This window comes from Mariprofundus sp. NF (assembly GCF_013387455.1).
Taxonomy (GTDB): Bacteria; Pseudomonadota; Zetaproteobacteria; order Mariprofundales; family Mariprofundaceae; genus Mariprofundus.
Window position 1 is genome coordinate 63,339 of record NZ_VWNC01000006.1, and the last position, 14,276, is coordinate 77,614.

General features: G+C 49.0%; 15 protein-coding genes. 4 read left to right on the plus strand and 11 right to left on the minus strand.

Annotation, left to right across the window (positions count from 1 at the left end; translation table 11 throughout):
* Nucleotides 1–21: 21 nt before the first annotated feature.
* From pal to F3F96_RS09425, 8 genes are all read right to left on the minus strand, one after another.
* Entirely contained in the window at nucleotides 22–498 is a 477-nt protein-coding gene (gene pal, locus F3F96_RS09390; RefSeq protein WP_176963003.1) for a peptidoglycan-associated lipoprotein Pal, read from the minus strand.
* A gap of 126 nt (nucleotides 499–624) precedes the next feature.
* Nucleotides 625–1,890: a Tol-Pal system beta propeller repeat protein TolB gene (gene tolB, locus F3F96_RS09395; RefSeq protein ID WP_176963004.1), complete on the minus strand. Its 1,266-nt coding sequence runs from the start codon at nucleotides 1,888–1,890 to the stop codon at nucleotides 625–627.
* 94 nt (nucleotides 1,891–1,984) lie between these two features.
* Complete coding sequence (locus tag F3F96_RS09400; protein WP_176963005.1) at nucleotides 1,985–3,196, minus strand: ammonium transporter; 1,212 nt, start codon at nucleotides 3,194–3,196, stop codon at nucleotides 1,985–1,987.
* Between the two features lie 144 nt (nucleotides 3,197–3,340).
* The gene (locus F3F96_RS09405; protein ID WP_176963006.1) at nucleotides 3,341–3,682 is read right to left on the minus strand and encodes a P-II family nitrogen regulator; all 342 of its coding nucleotides are present in this window, start codon (nucleotides 3,680–3,682) and stop codon (nucleotides 3,341–3,343) included.
* Nucleotides 3,683–3,691: 9 nt separating this feature from the next.
* Complete coding sequence (locus tag F3F96_RS09410) at nucleotides 3,692–4,786, minus strand: hypothetical protein (protein ID WP_176963007.1); 1,095 nt, start codon at nucleotides 4,784–4,786, stop codon at nucleotides 3,692–3,694.
* A 149-nt stretch (nucleotides 4,787–4,935) separates the two neighbouring features.
* Nucleotides 4,936–6,201, minus strand: a complete 1,266-nt coding sequence (locus tag F3F96_RS09415) for an ammonium transporter (RefSeq protein WP_176963008.1) — start codon at nucleotides 6,199–6,201, stop codon at nucleotides 4,936–4,938.
* A gap of 13 nt (nucleotides 6,202–6,214) precedes the next feature.
* Nucleotides 6,215–6,556, minus strand: coding sequence for a P-II family nitrogen regulator (locus F3F96_RS09420; RefSeq protein ID WP_176963009.1), 342 nt, complete (start codon nucleotides 6,554–6,556; stop codon nucleotides 6,215–6,217).
* A gap of 92 nt (nucleotides 6,557–6,648) precedes the next feature.
* Nucleotides 6,649–7,638, minus strand: a complete 990-nt coding sequence (locus tag F3F96_RS09425) for an outer membrane beta-barrel protein (protein WP_176963010.1) — start codon at nucleotides 7,636–7,638, stop codon at nucleotides 6,649–6,651.
* A gap of 288 nt (nucleotides 7,639–7,926) precedes the next feature.
* Between F3F96_RS09425 and F3F96_RS09430 the strand changes: the two genes are divergently transcribed.
* From F3F96_RS09430 to F3F96_RS09445, 4 genes are all read left to right on the plus strand, one after another.
* On the plus strand, nucleotides 7,927–8,442 hold the full coding sequence (locus tag F3F96_RS09430; RefSeq protein ID WP_176963011.1) for a hypothetical protein: 516 nt from the start codon (nucleotides 7,927–7,929) through the stop codon (nucleotides 8,440–8,442).
* Nucleotides 8,442–9,329, plus strand: coding sequence for an acetylglutamate kinase (gene argB / locus F3F96_RS09435; protein ID WP_176963117.1), 888 nt, complete (start codon nucleotides 8,442–8,444; stop codon nucleotides 9,327–9,329). Before F3F96_RS09430 ends, argB begins: the two co-directional genes overlap by 1 nt.
* A 199-nt stretch (nucleotides 9,330–9,528) precedes the next feature.
* A complete protein-coding gene (gene ilvC / locus F3F96_RS09440) occupies nucleotides 9,529–10,545 on the plus strand; it encodes a ketol-acid reductoisomerase (protein ID WP_176963012.1) in 1,017 nt (338 codons plus the stop codon).
* Between the two features lie 150 nt (nucleotides 10,546–10,695).
* Nucleotides 10,696–11,064, plus strand: coding sequence for a cytochrome c family protein (locus F3F96_RS09445; protein ID WP_176963013.1), 369 nt, complete (start codon nucleotides 10,696–10,698; stop codon nucleotides 11,062–11,064).
* A 51-nt stretch (nucleotides 11,065–11,115) separates the two neighbouring features.
* Here the strand turns inward: F3F96_RS09445 and F3F96_RS09450 are convergent, their stop codons facing one another.
* The 3 genes from F3F96_RS09450 to F3F96_RS09460 form a co-directional block, all read right to left on the minus strand.
* Nucleotides 11,116–11,580, minus strand: a complete 465-nt coding sequence (locus tag F3F96_RS09450; protein WP_176963014.1) for a pyridoxamine 5'-phosphate oxidase family protein — start codon at nucleotides 11,578–11,580, stop codon at nucleotides 11,116–11,118.
* The gene (locus F3F96_RS09455; protein WP_176963015.1) at nucleotides 11,577–12,236 is read right to left on the minus strand and encodes a pseudouridine synthase; all 660 of its coding nucleotides are present in this window, start codon (nucleotides 12,234–12,236) and stop codon (nucleotides 11,577–11,579) included. Before F3F96_RS09455 ends, F3F96_RS09450 begins: the two co-directional genes overlap by 4 nt.
* A 69-nt stretch (nucleotides 12,237–12,305) precedes the next feature.
* Complete coding sequence (locus F3F96_RS09460; RefSeq protein WP_176963016.1) at nucleotides 12,306–14,264, minus strand: diguanylate cyclase; 1,959 nt, start codon at nucleotides 14,262–14,264, stop codon at nucleotides 12,306–12,308.
* Nucleotides 14,265–14,276: the final 12 nt, after the last annotated feature.

Here is a 14,276-nt window from a genome sequence, read left to right on the forward strand (position 1 = left end):
ACTAATCCACTGTTGATGGTGTTAACGGGTGACAATGTCACCACGACGATTCTGAGCCCAGCACGCTTCACCAGTACCCTTACATGCCGCACGCTCTTCACCGAATGATACAGTATCAATACGATCTGCACTTACGCCACGAGAGGAGAGGAAATCACGAACTGCATCAGCACGACGCTGACCCAGAGCCAGGTTGTATTCACGGCTTCCGCGTTCATCAGCATTACCCTCAACGGTAACATTTGCACTACGGTTGGCATTCAACCATGCTGCATTCGCATCCAGAGTTGCCCTTGCTGCGGCATCCAGATCAGATTTATCAAAAGCAAAATAGACAGCATTTGATGATGGTTTAGCCACACCTGAATCCACTGCACGCGTGGTCTCAGTTGGCTTATCGGTGGTCACTTCCACCTTCTTCTGACAGCCAGCAAACAGCAATCCAGCCGATGCGATAGCTACCAGGAGGATCTGTTTTTTTGAACGATTGAAATTCATATTTTTCTCCCTTAGCGCTTCTAGTTAGCGTATAGTGACATTCCCTTTTTACTAGTCAACCATCAAGCTGAATATTAAGCATTGATAGCATCAGGAATCCACATTTATTTAACTCACTGGCAACCATCAATGGCGAGACCAGGCCGGGTCTGAAGCATCCACAGCAGGTGAGGTTATCGGCTCAGCCCTGCCACCCCAACTCGGCACACGGTAAACACGACGAACCCTGTGCTCCTCAGCAGAATAGAGAATCATCTGCCCGTTAGGCGACCACGAAGGTGATTCAACCCGCTTACCTGCCACCAGATAGCGGATATCACTACCATCGGGACGCACCGTTGCCACAGCATAGGACCAGTTCTTCAGAGAGATCATGGCAATGCGATCACCCGCCGGAGACCAGGCCGGTGAACTGTTGTAAGAGCCCTGGGTACTCACCCTGTGTGCTTTACCGCCGGATACTGCCTTACGGTAGATCTGAGGCTGACCGCTGCGATTGCTGACAAAAGCGATCCATTTGCCATCCGGCGACCATGTCGGCGTGGTATCAATACCGTTATTGGTTGTGAAACGACGCCACTTCCTGGTTTTGATATCATAGATGTGAATATCGGTATTACCGGTATTGTGCGATAGCGTAGCTGCCACATAACGGCCATCGGGAGAGAACTCAGGGGTAGAGTTCAAACCTTTGAACTCACCAAAGGCGGTGCGGCCACCGCTCTGCAGATCAAAAAACTCCAGTCGTGGTCGATTACCCACATAGGTATTGAGTGCCACTTTCTGCCCGTCCGGCGCCCAGTCAGGAGAGAGTAGCAGCGTGAAGTTCTTACCCACCACCTGATTATTGGCCCCATCCTGATCCATATAGATCAGATCGGAGTAATCACCTCGTTTATGTACGTAGAGAATATGACTGGTAAAATAACCGGGAATACCGAGAGCTGCGCTGTAGATCTGATCAGCCACCCGATGGGCAAGTCTGCGAATCTGTTTGGCGCCACCCTCAATGGTGACCGTGGCCAGCTCTTTGGTCCTGAACAGGTCGTAAACCCTCACCTCGGCTTTCCAGCGCTCCCCCTCCCTGCGCAATTTGCACAAGGCAAGGATATCGGCACCGACAATGCGCCAGTCACCATATTCAACCTTGGCCCAGCTATCATCAAAGGTTGCCAGATAAGCCAGTGGATCAATCACTTTAAACGACTGGCTCGACTCCAGATCATCACTGACCACACCATTAAACAGGCGTCGTTCATTTTCGCCATCATCAACCGAGACCAGCAGGCCCAGCTGAAGTGGCCGATAACCGGACTGGTAGATATCAAATTCGGCAGCCGATACAGGCAGTGTGAGTGAGAAAAACAGTAGAAAAACAGATAGCAGTCGCATGTCCGGTTTCTAACGTTTGCAAAGGTTGAAGACAAGATGCAAAACGGGCCCGCGTTTCCACAGGCCCGTCATAGCTATATTCATCAACTACAGATCAGTGATTGGCCATATCCTGCTCAGGTGTTGAGCTGATATTGTGAACAGCCAGATCCGCGCCCATATGTTCATCCTCCTCAGAGAGACGGATGCCCATAATAGCCTTAACAAGACCATATACGGCAAAACCACCGACTACTGCGATGCCAACACCAGTGCCCGTGCCGATCAACTGTGACATAAATGTCACGCCGCCAGCACCACCCATGGCTGTAGTACCGAAGATACCGGCAGCGATACCGCCCCAGGCGCCACAGACACCGTGCAGTGGAATCACACCCAGCACGTCATCAATTTTCAGCTTAATCTGAATAAATTCAAATCCAACTACAAATATAACACCGGCAATAGCGCCAATGCTCAGTGCGCCAATGGGGTGCACGATATCGGAGCCGGCACAGATCGCCACCAACCCGGCCAGTGCCCCGTTATGAACAAAACCGGGGTCATTTTTACCAGCCACAAGTGCCGCCAGCAGACCACCAACCATAGCCAATAGCGAGTTCATAGCGACAAGGCCTGATGCCCCCTCTGCTGTGCCTGCACTCATCACATTAAATCCGAACCAGCCGACACAGAGAATCCATGAACCCAGCGCCAGGAATGGAATATTCGAGGGCAGTATGGCCATCATGCGGCCCTCCCTGTTATATCGGCCTCTGCGTGCACCCAACACCACCACTGCACCCAGCGCCAGGAATCCGCCCATAGCATGCACTACGACAGAGCCGGCAAAATCATGAAAGGCAGCGCCAAAGTTCGCCTCCAGCCATGCCTGATAACCAAAATTACCATTCCAGATCATGCCTTCGAAAAACGGGTAGATCACAGCTACCAGCAACACCGTTGCCAATGCGTTGGGCCAGAATCTTATACGTTCGGTGACACCACCGGAGATAATAGCCGGAATGGCTGCCGCGAAGGTCAACAAAAAGAAAAAGTGAACCATTTTGTAACCGTTAGAGATATCTGCAAGCCTGTTCAGCTCTGATACCGGCGCAAAAAAGTTGATGCCATAAGCGACGGAAAAACCGACAAAGAAATAGGCAATGGTAGAGAAACCGAAATCGGTAATCACACGCACCAGTGCGTTCACCTGATTTTTCTTGCGAACCGTTCCAACTTCCAGAAAAGCGAAACCCGCATGCATTGCCAATACCATGGCAGCACCCAAGGTAAGGAAAAAGACGTCAAATCCTGCTGTGTTCATTTTAATATAACTCCCTGTTTTATATTATTTTTCTATCAAGGAAACCGTTTGCAGCTCCCCATAAACTTAGATTGTGAGCACTGCTGCTCGTTTTGACCTGGTGTGGCTCATTAACGCAAGAGATAAATCACCACTCTCCTATAATCATGATAAAGCGTCGTCATTTTCTTCGCCAGTGCGTATACGAACCACACGTTCAACCGAAGTCACGAATATTTTTCCATCGCCCACCTTCTCTGTACATGCCGCACTACAAATCGCATCCACAGCCGGATCAACAAGCTCGTCAGTCACAACAATAGTGATCTCCGTTTTCGGCACAAACTCAACGAGGTACTCAGCGCCACGATAAAGCTCCGTGTGCCCCTTTTGCCGACCGTGTCCTCGCACCTCCATCACGGTCATGCCTGTAACTCCTGCTCTCAACAGCGCATCTTTAATATCATCAAGTTTAAACGGCTTGACCACCGCTTTAATCATCTTCATAACCACCTCCTAAAGATCACACGAATCTGTTGATCCATGGTTGAGTAACTTCTCCAGCAACATTTGCTGATTAGCCAACATGCGAGAATGCATCAACGGCTGTAGAATCTGCGACTGTTTTTCAACCTGCCTGAGCATCTCATCATATGCATTGAGACTATCCTTAACATGATCAAACGGCGTTAACATACGACTGACCAGCGAAGCCAAACCCTGCATTTCAGAGATCTCCAGCTCTGCCAAAATAACATCGAACAGTCGTTGGATCCCCTTCAGCTTGGCATGCAGCCTCCTACTCTCGTCTGACTCTGACGCCAGACGCAGTGCAATCGATCCATTTCTCCTGACAAGAGCGTCCCACTCAGCCGGAGTCGGGTTTTGACTCTCAACAGCACTCATCAGATCCATCATCTCCTGACACAGTGTGGCCGCCTCACTCTTCTCACTGATTTGATCATAGAGATTCATCACACTGCCCATCAAACCCATCAGATTACGCAACGAATAGAGCGCATGACGAATCTCATAACGCTGATGATTCTGAGCATGGCTGGATGGACAGATTACAAATTTACCGGAGGGAACAGGATAAGCTTCTGTCATGCCACAGAGATAAAAGGCATCGCCATAGAGGCGCTGAGCAAAGATCTCACTACCCAGCATGCTCCTGATATCGGGCATCTGCAGCGGCTCTGCGGCAAAACGAACCGAATAGGAGATGGCCGGCTGCAGCAGATCCTCCTCCTGCCAGTCGATCTGATCACTGAGCAACTCCACTTCGGAGAGGCTATCCGAATGCGGCTGTAACCAGATACCAAGGAAATAGAAGTAATCGGAAGTCAGTGAATCATCCTGCAGAGAGATAATCACCGTTACCGGCTGCCCCTTTCGCTTCACATCAAAGGCCATTATATCATCTTCCCAACTGATCTCGGCATCTTGAATACCAAGCAGCGAGAGCATATTCAGGCAGTTTCCGACAAACTCTTCGCGGCTGAAACTCTCTTTATCATAACCCCATACGTGCCCTGAAACAGGCAGCTGATTAGGCTCCAGCATTCGATCATTAAGTGAAAGTGCATGTAGTAAAAGTGAACCACTCAATCTATACCTCCTTATTCATAAAAAGGATTCCTGACTTCAGTCTTGAATCCAGTATACAAACGGGAATTGGGAGCGGATAAAAATCCGCTCCCAATCCATCTGTCATAAAGTAATCTTAAACCTATGATCTGCTAAGACTCCTTTTTTTATTACTTCCTGTCCTGACTAAATTCCGGATAGGCCTCAAGACCACACTCGCCAACATCCAGACCTTCATACTCCTCCTCTTCGGATACACGAATACCCATGACTGCCTTCACAATACCCCAGACAACCAGACTGGTCGCAAACACCCAGGCAAAGATCACACCGATACCCAGCAACTGCGCTGAAAGTGTAGCATCAGGATTGGAGATGCAAACTGCCAGCAGCCCCCAGAGACCAACCACACCATGCACCGAGATCGCACCTACCGGATCATCAATCTTGAACTTGTTGTCAAGGGTGACGATTGAAATCACAACCAGTGCACCACCGATGGCACCAATCAGGGTAGCCAGTTCAGGTGAAGGCGTCAGCGGTTCAGCAGTGATCGACACAAGCCCTGCCAGTGCACCATTGAGTGCCATGGTAAGATCAGCCTTACCGAACCAGAGACGTGCCAATAGAAGAGCCGCGACACAACCACCAGCAGCAGCCATGTTGGTATTCACAAACACCATCGCTGTTGCATTTGCCTCGGCAATATCAGAAACCTTCAGCTCTGAACCACCGTTAAAGCCGAACCAGCCCATCCAGAGGATAAAGGTACCCAGTGTTGCCATCGGTAGATTGGCACCCGGAATAGCGTTGACCGAACCATCTTTACCATACTTGCCTTTACGAGCACCAAGCAGCAGTACACCGGCAAGTGCTGCAGCAGCACCAGCCATATGAACCACACCGGAACCTGCGAAATCAAGGAAGCCTGCTTCATCAAGGAAACCACCGCCCCACTTCCACATACCCTGCGTTGGATAGATGATACCGGTAAATACGATAGCAAAGGCAAAGAAGGCCCACAGCTTCATACGCTCGGCAACGGCACCGGAAACAATCGACATCGCGGTAGCTACAAACACCACCTGGAAGAAGAAGTCCGACAGGTTGGAGTAGTACGGCGCATCATCGCCACCGGCCAGCACTGCAGCAGCCTCATTATCAGCACCGAGACCGAAACTGATGCCCGGGATAATCGATGAGATCGAATCACCATACATGATGTTATAACCGATCAGCATGTACATGATACATGCAATGGAGTAGAGCACGACATTCTTGGTCAGAATCTCGGCCGTGTTTTTTGAGCGGACAAGGCCAGCCTCCAGCATGGAGAAGCCAGCGGCCATCCACATAACGAATGCGCCCATCACCAGAAAGTAAAAAGTGTCCAGTGCATATTTAGTTTGCAGGATATCTCCTGTAATCTGTTCCATGTTTTACCTCCTTTTAACTTAATGCTTCCGCATCGGATTCACCGGTGCGGATACGAATTACTTTTTCAACATCACTGACGAAGATTTTACCATCGCCAACCTTACCACTCCTGGCGGCCTCAACGATGGCATCAACCACCTCATCAACCATATCAGCCATAACAACGACAGTGATCTCGGTTTTGGGTACAAAATCGACACTGTACTCGGCACCGCGATAGAGCTCGGTATGCCCTTTTTGGCGGCCGTGGCCTCTTACTTCTGTCACAGTCAGGCCTGTTACCCCGACTGCAATTAATTTTTCTTTCACATCGTCCAGCCTGAATGGCTTGATAATGGCTCGAATCATTTTCATAATTGCATCTCCTTAAGATTCTCTCACACGTGAACTTGGGGTCCGGGAGACGGTTGCAGCCGTCTCCCTTTCCATTTCCAATCGGGGATTGATTAGAAGCTGTACGTCATTTCAAAGGCGTAAGTGTTGATACTTGTGCTTGGGATAACAGTACGGTCTTTATCATTACGGAACTCAAACAGAGCACCCAGGCCATCACCCAGTGCTGCAGTTAAGGCGACTGTTGTTGCGGTCATTTTACCTGCTGCGACTGTATCCGGATCCCAAACACCGTAGCGACCGGTGACACCGAGCATGTCGGTGAAATCGTAGTGAGCAGTTACAAAGAAACCCTGAGACTTGGTGTTCAATGCAGTCCAGTTTTTATTCTGCGCATACTCAGCGCCGATAATCAGACCATCTACAAGCTCAAGCGTCAGATCGATATCATATGTTTTGAACTTCTGCAGCTGATAAACGCCTGCAATATTGTCACCGGTCAGATAAGAGAAGCCGATATTCATGCCTTCGATCGGAGTAAGTCCCAGACGACCACCGAAGGTGTTCACGCCTGTAGTTGTGTTCGCTGCATTGGTGTCGGTACCGTTTGCTGCATAAACGATCAGATCAGCAATACCGAAACTTGTCGCAAGCGAAGCACCTGTCATGTTGGTTGGCAGTGCATTATTAAACACCAGCGCATGTGAGTACTGATACATATCAGGTGCATCAAGCAGTTCCCAGCCAATGGGTGCATTAAACTTACCGAAGGTGAAAGTCACACCTTCACCGATACCATTGAAGGTGTAGTAGATATAACCCTGTTCAAATGGTGTGGCACCAAATCCATCCGCAGTGGATTCAAGGTCAAAGCGCAGACCCACATTATCGGATGCGTATTCAATATCGATCTCTACCTGATCGAGCGTGATTCCACCCTTGGCAGGAGGCCTAGCGTTGCTATCAGACCATGCTGCATCAACAAAACCACTGATCTGGATATTATCAAGTTTGTCCTTCAAGCTGCCAGACCAGCCGATTGATGGCCCAGCCATCAACCCGAGACCCAGTAATGCAGCCATTGCACTATTTTGTACCTTCATATTTATCTCCTCATGTTACTTTTTTTATTGTGCTGAATCAGATACTCTCTTATAGCAGGGCTGGTGCCACCCGTGCCAAATCATATAACACGTTTATTTTCAAATAGTTAGAATAATTCTACCATTAGCGATCAATCTGTACATGCCTAATAAATAGGCAGGCATGCATCATAATTGAGCATTCAAACTGATATCGAGCAGCCTGTAGAAATAGCTGGATCAGGTCGGCGTGATTTCAGCGCTGAAACCAGTTAGTCTTCGTCAATCACGATCAGGAAAGGGAGCAGCATGAATATCGATTTTACTTTTGCGCCATGGGGTATGGCATTCGCAGCAGCGATGCTCATCATCGGCAATGGCGTATGGATGAACCATCTGGCCAGAAACAGAGCGTGGCTGGGATGGCTGCTGTGGAGCACATCAGCAATGTTGATCCTTATTATTGGTGCAGCCATTGAGCAGCAACTTGGTAACGGCAGTGGCATTTGGGCCGGACTTACCAGTGTAAACAAAGAGAACCACTGGATTGTGATCACCCTCTACGCTCTGATCTCTATTCCCGGTGCTGCCAGCGTTCTGTTCCGGCAGCCGGTGATCTGGACACGGCTGGCTGTGCTGACTACAGCTATTATTGTATTGATCCCGCTGGGACGGCAACTGCAGGATCCTAATGATTCCCGTCTTCTGCTAAGCCTCGGCATTACCGCTGTGGCCATTGCCCTGATCTGGCTCTGGTCAAAACTACTGGACTGCGAACCTGAGCATGTGCGGAAAACCGTGCCGCTTGAGGAGATGAGTCAATGATGAAACACAGTAGCGCACGTGCCGCAACGCTGGTTGAGGCCCTCCCCTATCTGCAACGTTTTGCCGATAAGACCATCGTTATTAAATATGGTGGCAACGCCATGGTGGAAGAGGATCTGAAAGCCAGTTTCGCTTCGGACATCACACTGCTCAAGCAGGTGGGTATCAATCCGGTTGTTATCCATGGTGGTGGCCCTCAGATCGGCAGGCATCTGGCCAAGATCGGCAAAGAGGCCAAGTTTATCGATGGCATGCGGGTCACCGACAGTGAAACGATGGATGTAGTTGAGATGGTACTGGCTGGTTTGGTGAATAAAGAGATTGTCGGCAACGTCAACAGAGCTGGCGGTAAGGCTATCGGTCTATCCGGCAAGGATGGCGGGCTGATCTGCGCTCGCAAGATGAAGTTTGAGAAGAATGCACCCGAGCTGGATGTGCCGGAGATTATTGATCTCGGTCATGTTGGACAGGTTCACTCGATCAACACCGAAATCCTCAACCTGCTGGATACCGACCGTTTTATTCCGGTGATTGCTCCGGTCGGTTATCACAAGGATGAGGGTCAGAGCTACAACATCAATGCCGATCTGGTTGCCGGTGCTATTGCTCAGGCGCTGGGGGCGGCCAAGCTGATCCTGCTGACCGATGTTGCCGGTGTACTCGATAGTGATAAAAACCTCTGCTCCAAGCTGACTCCGTCGGAAACCAGGGCGATGATCGCTGATGGCACTATTGCCGGCGGCATGATCCCCAAGGTTACATGCTGTCTGGATGCTGTTGCGGCAGGCGTAAAACAGGCGCATATTATTGATGGTCGTGTTCCGCATGCACTGCTATTGGAAATCCTCACCGATGACGGTGTCGGCACAGTCTTCAGCGAGGATTAATACCTACCTCGAACAGCACAAAACAGAGCAAGAAGATCAAACATCTGTACCGCGCAGATTCTAAACTCTATTTATTTCTTCGTGCTCTCCGTGTTCTTCGTGGCAGACAGTTCAAAAGTGGGTGAACTTTAGCGGTGAAACGTATATGCTGCGCCGCCTTTAAAATTTTATTACAACCATTTGCACAGGAGAAAACCTCATGGCTCTAAACGTCTATTACGATAAAGACGCAGATCTTTCGATCATCAAAAGTAAAAAAGTAGCGATCATTGGTTACGGATCACAGGGCCATGCTCATGCTACCAACCTCAATGATTCCGGCGTAGACGTTACTGTCGGCCTGCGTGCAGGCTCTTCATCTGTTGCCAAGGCTGAGGCTCACGGCCTGAAAGTTACCAACGTAGCTGATGCTGTTGCCGGTGCTGATATCGTCATGGTACTCACCCCTGATGAGTTCCAGTCCGTCCTCTACCGCGATGAGCTTGAGCCAAACCTGAAACAGGGTGCCACCCTCGCCTTCGCGCACGGTTTTGCTATTCATTATAATCAGGTTGTACCACGCGCCGATCTCGACGTTGTCATGATCGCACCTAAAGCACCGGGTCACACTGTTCGCTCTGAATTTGTCAGAGGCGGCGGCATCCCTGATCTGATCGCGATTCATCAGGATGCAACAGGCACGGCTAAAGAGGTCTGCCTCTCTTACGCATCAGCGATCGGTGGCGGCCGTACCGGCATCATCGAGACCACATTCAAAGATGAGACTGAAACCGATCTGTTTGGTGAGCAGGCTGTTCTTTGTGGTGGCGCAGTTGAGCTGGTTAAAGCCGGTTTCGAAACCCTGACTGAAGCGGGTTACGCACCTGAGATGGCATACTTTGAGTGCCTGCACGAGCTGAAACTGATTGTTGATCTGATGTATGAAGGCGGCATCGCCAACATGAACTACTCCATCTCCAACAATGCAGAGTATGGCGAATACGTTACTGGTCCTAAAGTGATCAATGATGAGTCCCGCAAAGCGATGAAAGAGTGCCTGCACAACATCCAGACTGGTGAATATGCCAAACAGTTCATCCTTGAAGGCGCGACCAACTACGCTTCCATGACTGCAGCACGTCGTAACAACGCAGCTCATCCAATCGAAGTAACCGGTGGCAAGCTTCGTGCAATGATGCCGTGGATTAACAAGATCGTGGATCAGTCCAAAAACTGATTTTTCGAGGCAACCATCCTCGACTCAACTTTAAAAGGGAGCCTTCTGGCTCCCTTTTTTATGCATGAGTAATTTTTACACCCTGTGACCCATTGACATATAATTATATCATAATATTATGCGTTAATTCTTTAACAACAGGAGCAGACGATGAAAAAAATTATCATGATCACCACAGCAGCAACCATGTTAATGAGCGGCGTTGCTATTACAGAAGCGGTAGCCGGAGCAGAGAGTAAGTGTAAGTCATGCCACACCTTTGATCAGGGTGATAAAAATAAGGTTGGCCCTAACCTGTTTGGTATCATGGGTAAGAAGGCTGGTTCTGTTGAAGGCTTTAAATATGGAACGTATCTGAAAGGTGCTGATTTCGTATGGAATGAAGAGAATATGAAGGCTTGGATTGCCGACTCCAAAGGCATGGCAAAAGCAGCAGGCGGCAAGAGCAAGATGAGTTCTCAGAAGGTAACTGGTGCCAAAGCTGATGAGGTCATTGCATTTCTCAATGGTCTGAAATAACGCCATTCATTTATTCACAATAAAAAGGCGGCCCTCGGGTCGCCTTTTTTTTTATAGAGCCAGAGTGATGTTATGCCATTGACCCAATGTAACCTTTCGAGCCTTGCCAAAGCCCCCAACCCAATGAATAGACTCAGGTTTAAATTGAAACAGAGAGAAATCCGTAAAAGCAAATAGCTGCTCAGCATCCGGAAGGGCTTTTAGATAAGTGAGTTTCGCTGTTTCAAACTCTTCATCTGTAACAAGTCTGACTTCTCCCTGCAAACTAAGTCTGGGTAGTGCCAAAGGTGAATTACCTCTGGCTTCAGGCGTGCAGATCATCAGACCAATACTGGCACTGTTCTCAATGTTCGTAGTATGGGCTGCCAGTTTTGATAGATGCAGAAGAACATAACCCTCACAAATGGCAAAGGGTGCCATCGATGTCTCTGGGCCATGTTTTCCCTGTGTAGCTAAAAAACTTATTTTCGAATGACTAAGCAGCGCCTTGATTCCCTCTTGCCAGCTTTCACTCATCTGCGAACTCTCTTTTCTCTGCCTCTGTTCGAACCTCGATCTCTGGCTGTCGAGCCCGGCTTGTTGCTACCTCTTGAACGCGAGGCCTTCTGTTTAGGAAAGAGCTCCCACAACGGTTGCTCTTCTACTTCGGCATATTCACCGGGACTCAATCCATCGAGGCTGATCGGGCCGATAGCATAACGAATCAAGCGCAGGGTTGGAAAACCGACTGCGGCCGTCATACGACGCACCTGACGGTTGCGCCCTTCGCATATCTCGATTTGAAGCCATGAGGTGGGAATCTCCGCCCGCATACGAATCGGCGGGTCTCGCGGCCACAATGATGCTGGTGGAGGGATCTCTTCCGCCCGTGCGGCTAACGTCATGCCATCCTTGAGTTGAACGCCGTCACGCAGCTTCTGTAGCGCTTCAGCACTAACCTGGCCATCCACCTGAACCCAGTAGACCTTGCTAAGCTTGTGGTCCGGATGTGAGATGCGGTTCTGTAGCTGGCCGTCACTGGTTAACAGCAGCAACCCCTCGCTATCGCGATCGAGTCGACCTGCGGCATAGATCCCCGGCATATCGATATAATCGGCCAAAGTCTGGCGACCCGTTTCATCAGTGAACTGGGTCAGTACCTGATAGGGTTTATTAAAGCGAAGTGTGGTCATAATTGCGCTCTACTCTGGATTGCTATATCTCATACCGCAATCAGATGGGTTGATAATAGCATCACCTCTTTAAACGTGCTCTTCTGGAGAGATCACAACCTGGTTTCGCCCACTATCCTTGGCTTTGTAGAGGGCACCATCCGCACGCTCCAACCAGGACTCAATAGAGATATCCCAGCTCTGCTCAAGAGAAGCCAGGCCGATGGATATAGTCCAGGATATATGCTCATTTTTATAGATGGTACTCATCTGCTCAGCGGCCTCCCGCAACCGCTCAGCAAGGATAGTGGCACTCTTTGAATCGGTATGAGGCAGAATGATCACAAACTCTTCACCACCATAGCGCGCCACCACATCCACAGTTCGCGTCATTTTGCGCATCAGTTCAGCAAATTCGATCAGGCAGGCATCACCTGCGGCATGGCCGTAGTGATCATTCACCTTTTTAAAATAATCGATATCAAGAAACATAAGTGATATCGGATGTTTATATCGCTTAGCGCGCGAGAGCTCTTCAATAATTCGCGTATCAAATGTGATGCGGTTATAGAGCCCGGTCAGGCCATCCTTGCTGGCCATAGCCTCCAGTTGGCGCTCCAGTTTTTTCGTTTCGGTGATATCATGAATAATCGCACCATAATAGTGCTCGCCATCCGAACCCCAGGTTGAGAGAGAAAAACGTATATCGATCTCTTCTCCATCTTTCTTCAGGCCATGCAACTCCATGGTTTTATCAATAAGTACTGGATAACCGTTCTCTTTATAGTGCTGGATACCCTGATTGTGCATCTCCCGATAGCGTTCAGGCATGATCATGGTCACCTGTTCACCAAGCGTCTCAGACTCCGTATAACCGAAGGTATAGGTGGCGCCGCCATTCCATGAAACAATTTCTCCATCTCCATCGGTAATAATAATGGCATCTTTTGCAGTCTCAGTGACTGATCTAAAGCGCCGCTCTGAAACCATTAACTGCTTCTCGGCAAGATGGTGCCTATTCATCGCATCGGCACCAATCCATGAACCAATAGCAAACAGCAGGGCAAAAATAACATTGAAAAGAATATAGCGTTCACGTTGAACCTGACTCATCAAATCCAGTTCCTGCGGTGATACATAGGAGATGATCCACCACCAATTCGAAGTTGCAGAAGGATTAATCGAATGCCCTTCCAGTGTTGGGGCTGCTGAAATCCTCGTATAGGCAAAAAAGCCGGAATCCAGAGAGAGGGTGCCATTTTCACTGCTCATCACTATTTTTGCAGCTTCAGGAAAGCGTTTCTGGAATGTTCTATCCCTACCTTCGGAAAACATAAACCCCCACTCATCCTCACGCTGCAACCCCTTCAACCAATAGCCCTCGGCATTGATCAACAATGTTTTCCCGACGCCTGCAGATACCAGCTTCTCAAACGGACTAAGCAGCCCCTCACCAACCATATTAAGAATGATTATGGCGCGTTTATTGCCACGCTCATCAAATATTGGAGTTGCCATCCGAATGACAGGATTCAGTGGCTGTTGGATTGCCCCGTGTTCGATATTCAGATCAAATGGAGAGATATAGAATTCGCCCTCACCCAGTGCGACAATCTCTTTAAAGTAATACCTCTCGCTTTTATTCTGCAGTTTGGATGCTTGAATAACCACGGGAGCTCCGCTATTGCTGTTAACGCGAAAAATTTCATTACCATCAAGATCGAGGATTCGAGCCTGATCATAAATATCCTTATGCTCCATAAATGCTACAATCTCATTGGCCAGATCATGACGATGAGTTTCGCCATCACTGGCAAACAGGAGTTTCAGTTCATGCTGTGAGGAGAGCACCATCAAATCCGACATGAACAGATTCAGGGTCTTCTCAATACCATCTTTCTGATACGTAAGCAGAGAGGCATGTTTGGATTGCAGTCGAGCCTGATCTGCCTCTATGGTGGCAAAATAGAGGTTCAACGAAATGGCAGTGGTAATCAACACAAGCGGCACAAAAAATGTAAGGAACCGCTTCAGTCGGAAAGATAGCATCTAGTTCAATCA

Excerpts from the sequence above, each read along its gene's own strand:
- F3F96_RS09405 (WP_176963006.1), bottom strand. The coding sequence starts at position 3,682 with ATGAAGATGATTAAAGCGGTGGTCAAGCCGTTTAAACTTGATGATATT.
- F3F96_RS09455 (WP_176963015.1), bottom strand. The coding sequence starts at position 12,236 with ATGACCACACTTCGCTTTAATAAACCCTATCAGGTACTGACCCAGTTC.
- F3F96_RS09400 (WP_176963005.1), bottom strand. The coding sequence starts at position 3,196 with ATGAACACAGCAGGATTTGACGTCTTTTTCCTTACCTTGGGTGCTGCC.
- F3F96_RS09415 (WP_176963008.1), bottom strand. The coding sequence starts at position 6,201 with ATGGAACAGATTACAGGAGATATCCTGCAAACTAAATATGCACTGGAC.
- ilvC (WP_176963012.1), top strand. The coding sequence starts at position 9,529 with ATGGCTCTAAACGTCTATTACGATAAAGACGCAGATCTTTCGATCATC.
- F3F96_RS09445 (WP_176963013.1), top strand. The coding sequence starts at position 10,696 with ATGAAAAAAATTATCATGATCACCACAGCAGCAACCATGTTAATGAGC.
- tolB (WP_176963004.1), bottom strand. The coding sequence starts at position 1,890 with ATGCGACTGCTATCTGTTTTTCTACTGTTTTTCTCACTCACACTGCCT.
- F3F96_RS09460 (WP_176963016.1), bottom strand. The coding sequence starts at position 14,264 with ATGCTATCTTTCCGACTGAAGCGGTTCCTTACATTTTTTGTGCCGCTT.
- F3F96_RS09425 (WP_176963010.1), bottom strand. The coding sequence starts at position 7,638 with ATGAAGGTACAAAATAGTGCAATGGCTGCATTACTGGGTCTCGGGTTG.
- F3F96_RS09450 (WP_176963014.1), bottom strand. The coding sequence starts at position 11,580 with ATGAGTGAAAGCTGGCAAGAGGGAATCAAGGCGCTGCTTAGTCATTCG.
- pal (WP_176963003.1), bottom strand. The coding sequence starts at position 498 with ATGAATTTCAATCGTTCAAAAAAACAGATCCTCCTGGTAGCTATCGCA.
- F3F96_RS09420 (WP_176963009.1), bottom strand. The coding sequence starts at position 6,556 with ATGAAAATGATTCGAGCCATTATCAAGCCATTCAGGCTGGACGATGTG.
- argB (WP_176963117.1), top strand. The coding sequence starts at position 8,442 with ATGAAACACAGTAGCGCACGTGCCGCAACGCTGGTTGAGGCCCTCCCC.
- F3F96_RS09430 (WP_176963011.1), top strand. The coding sequence starts at position 7,927 with ATGAATATCGATTTTACTTTTGCGCCATGGGGTATGGCATTCGCAGCA.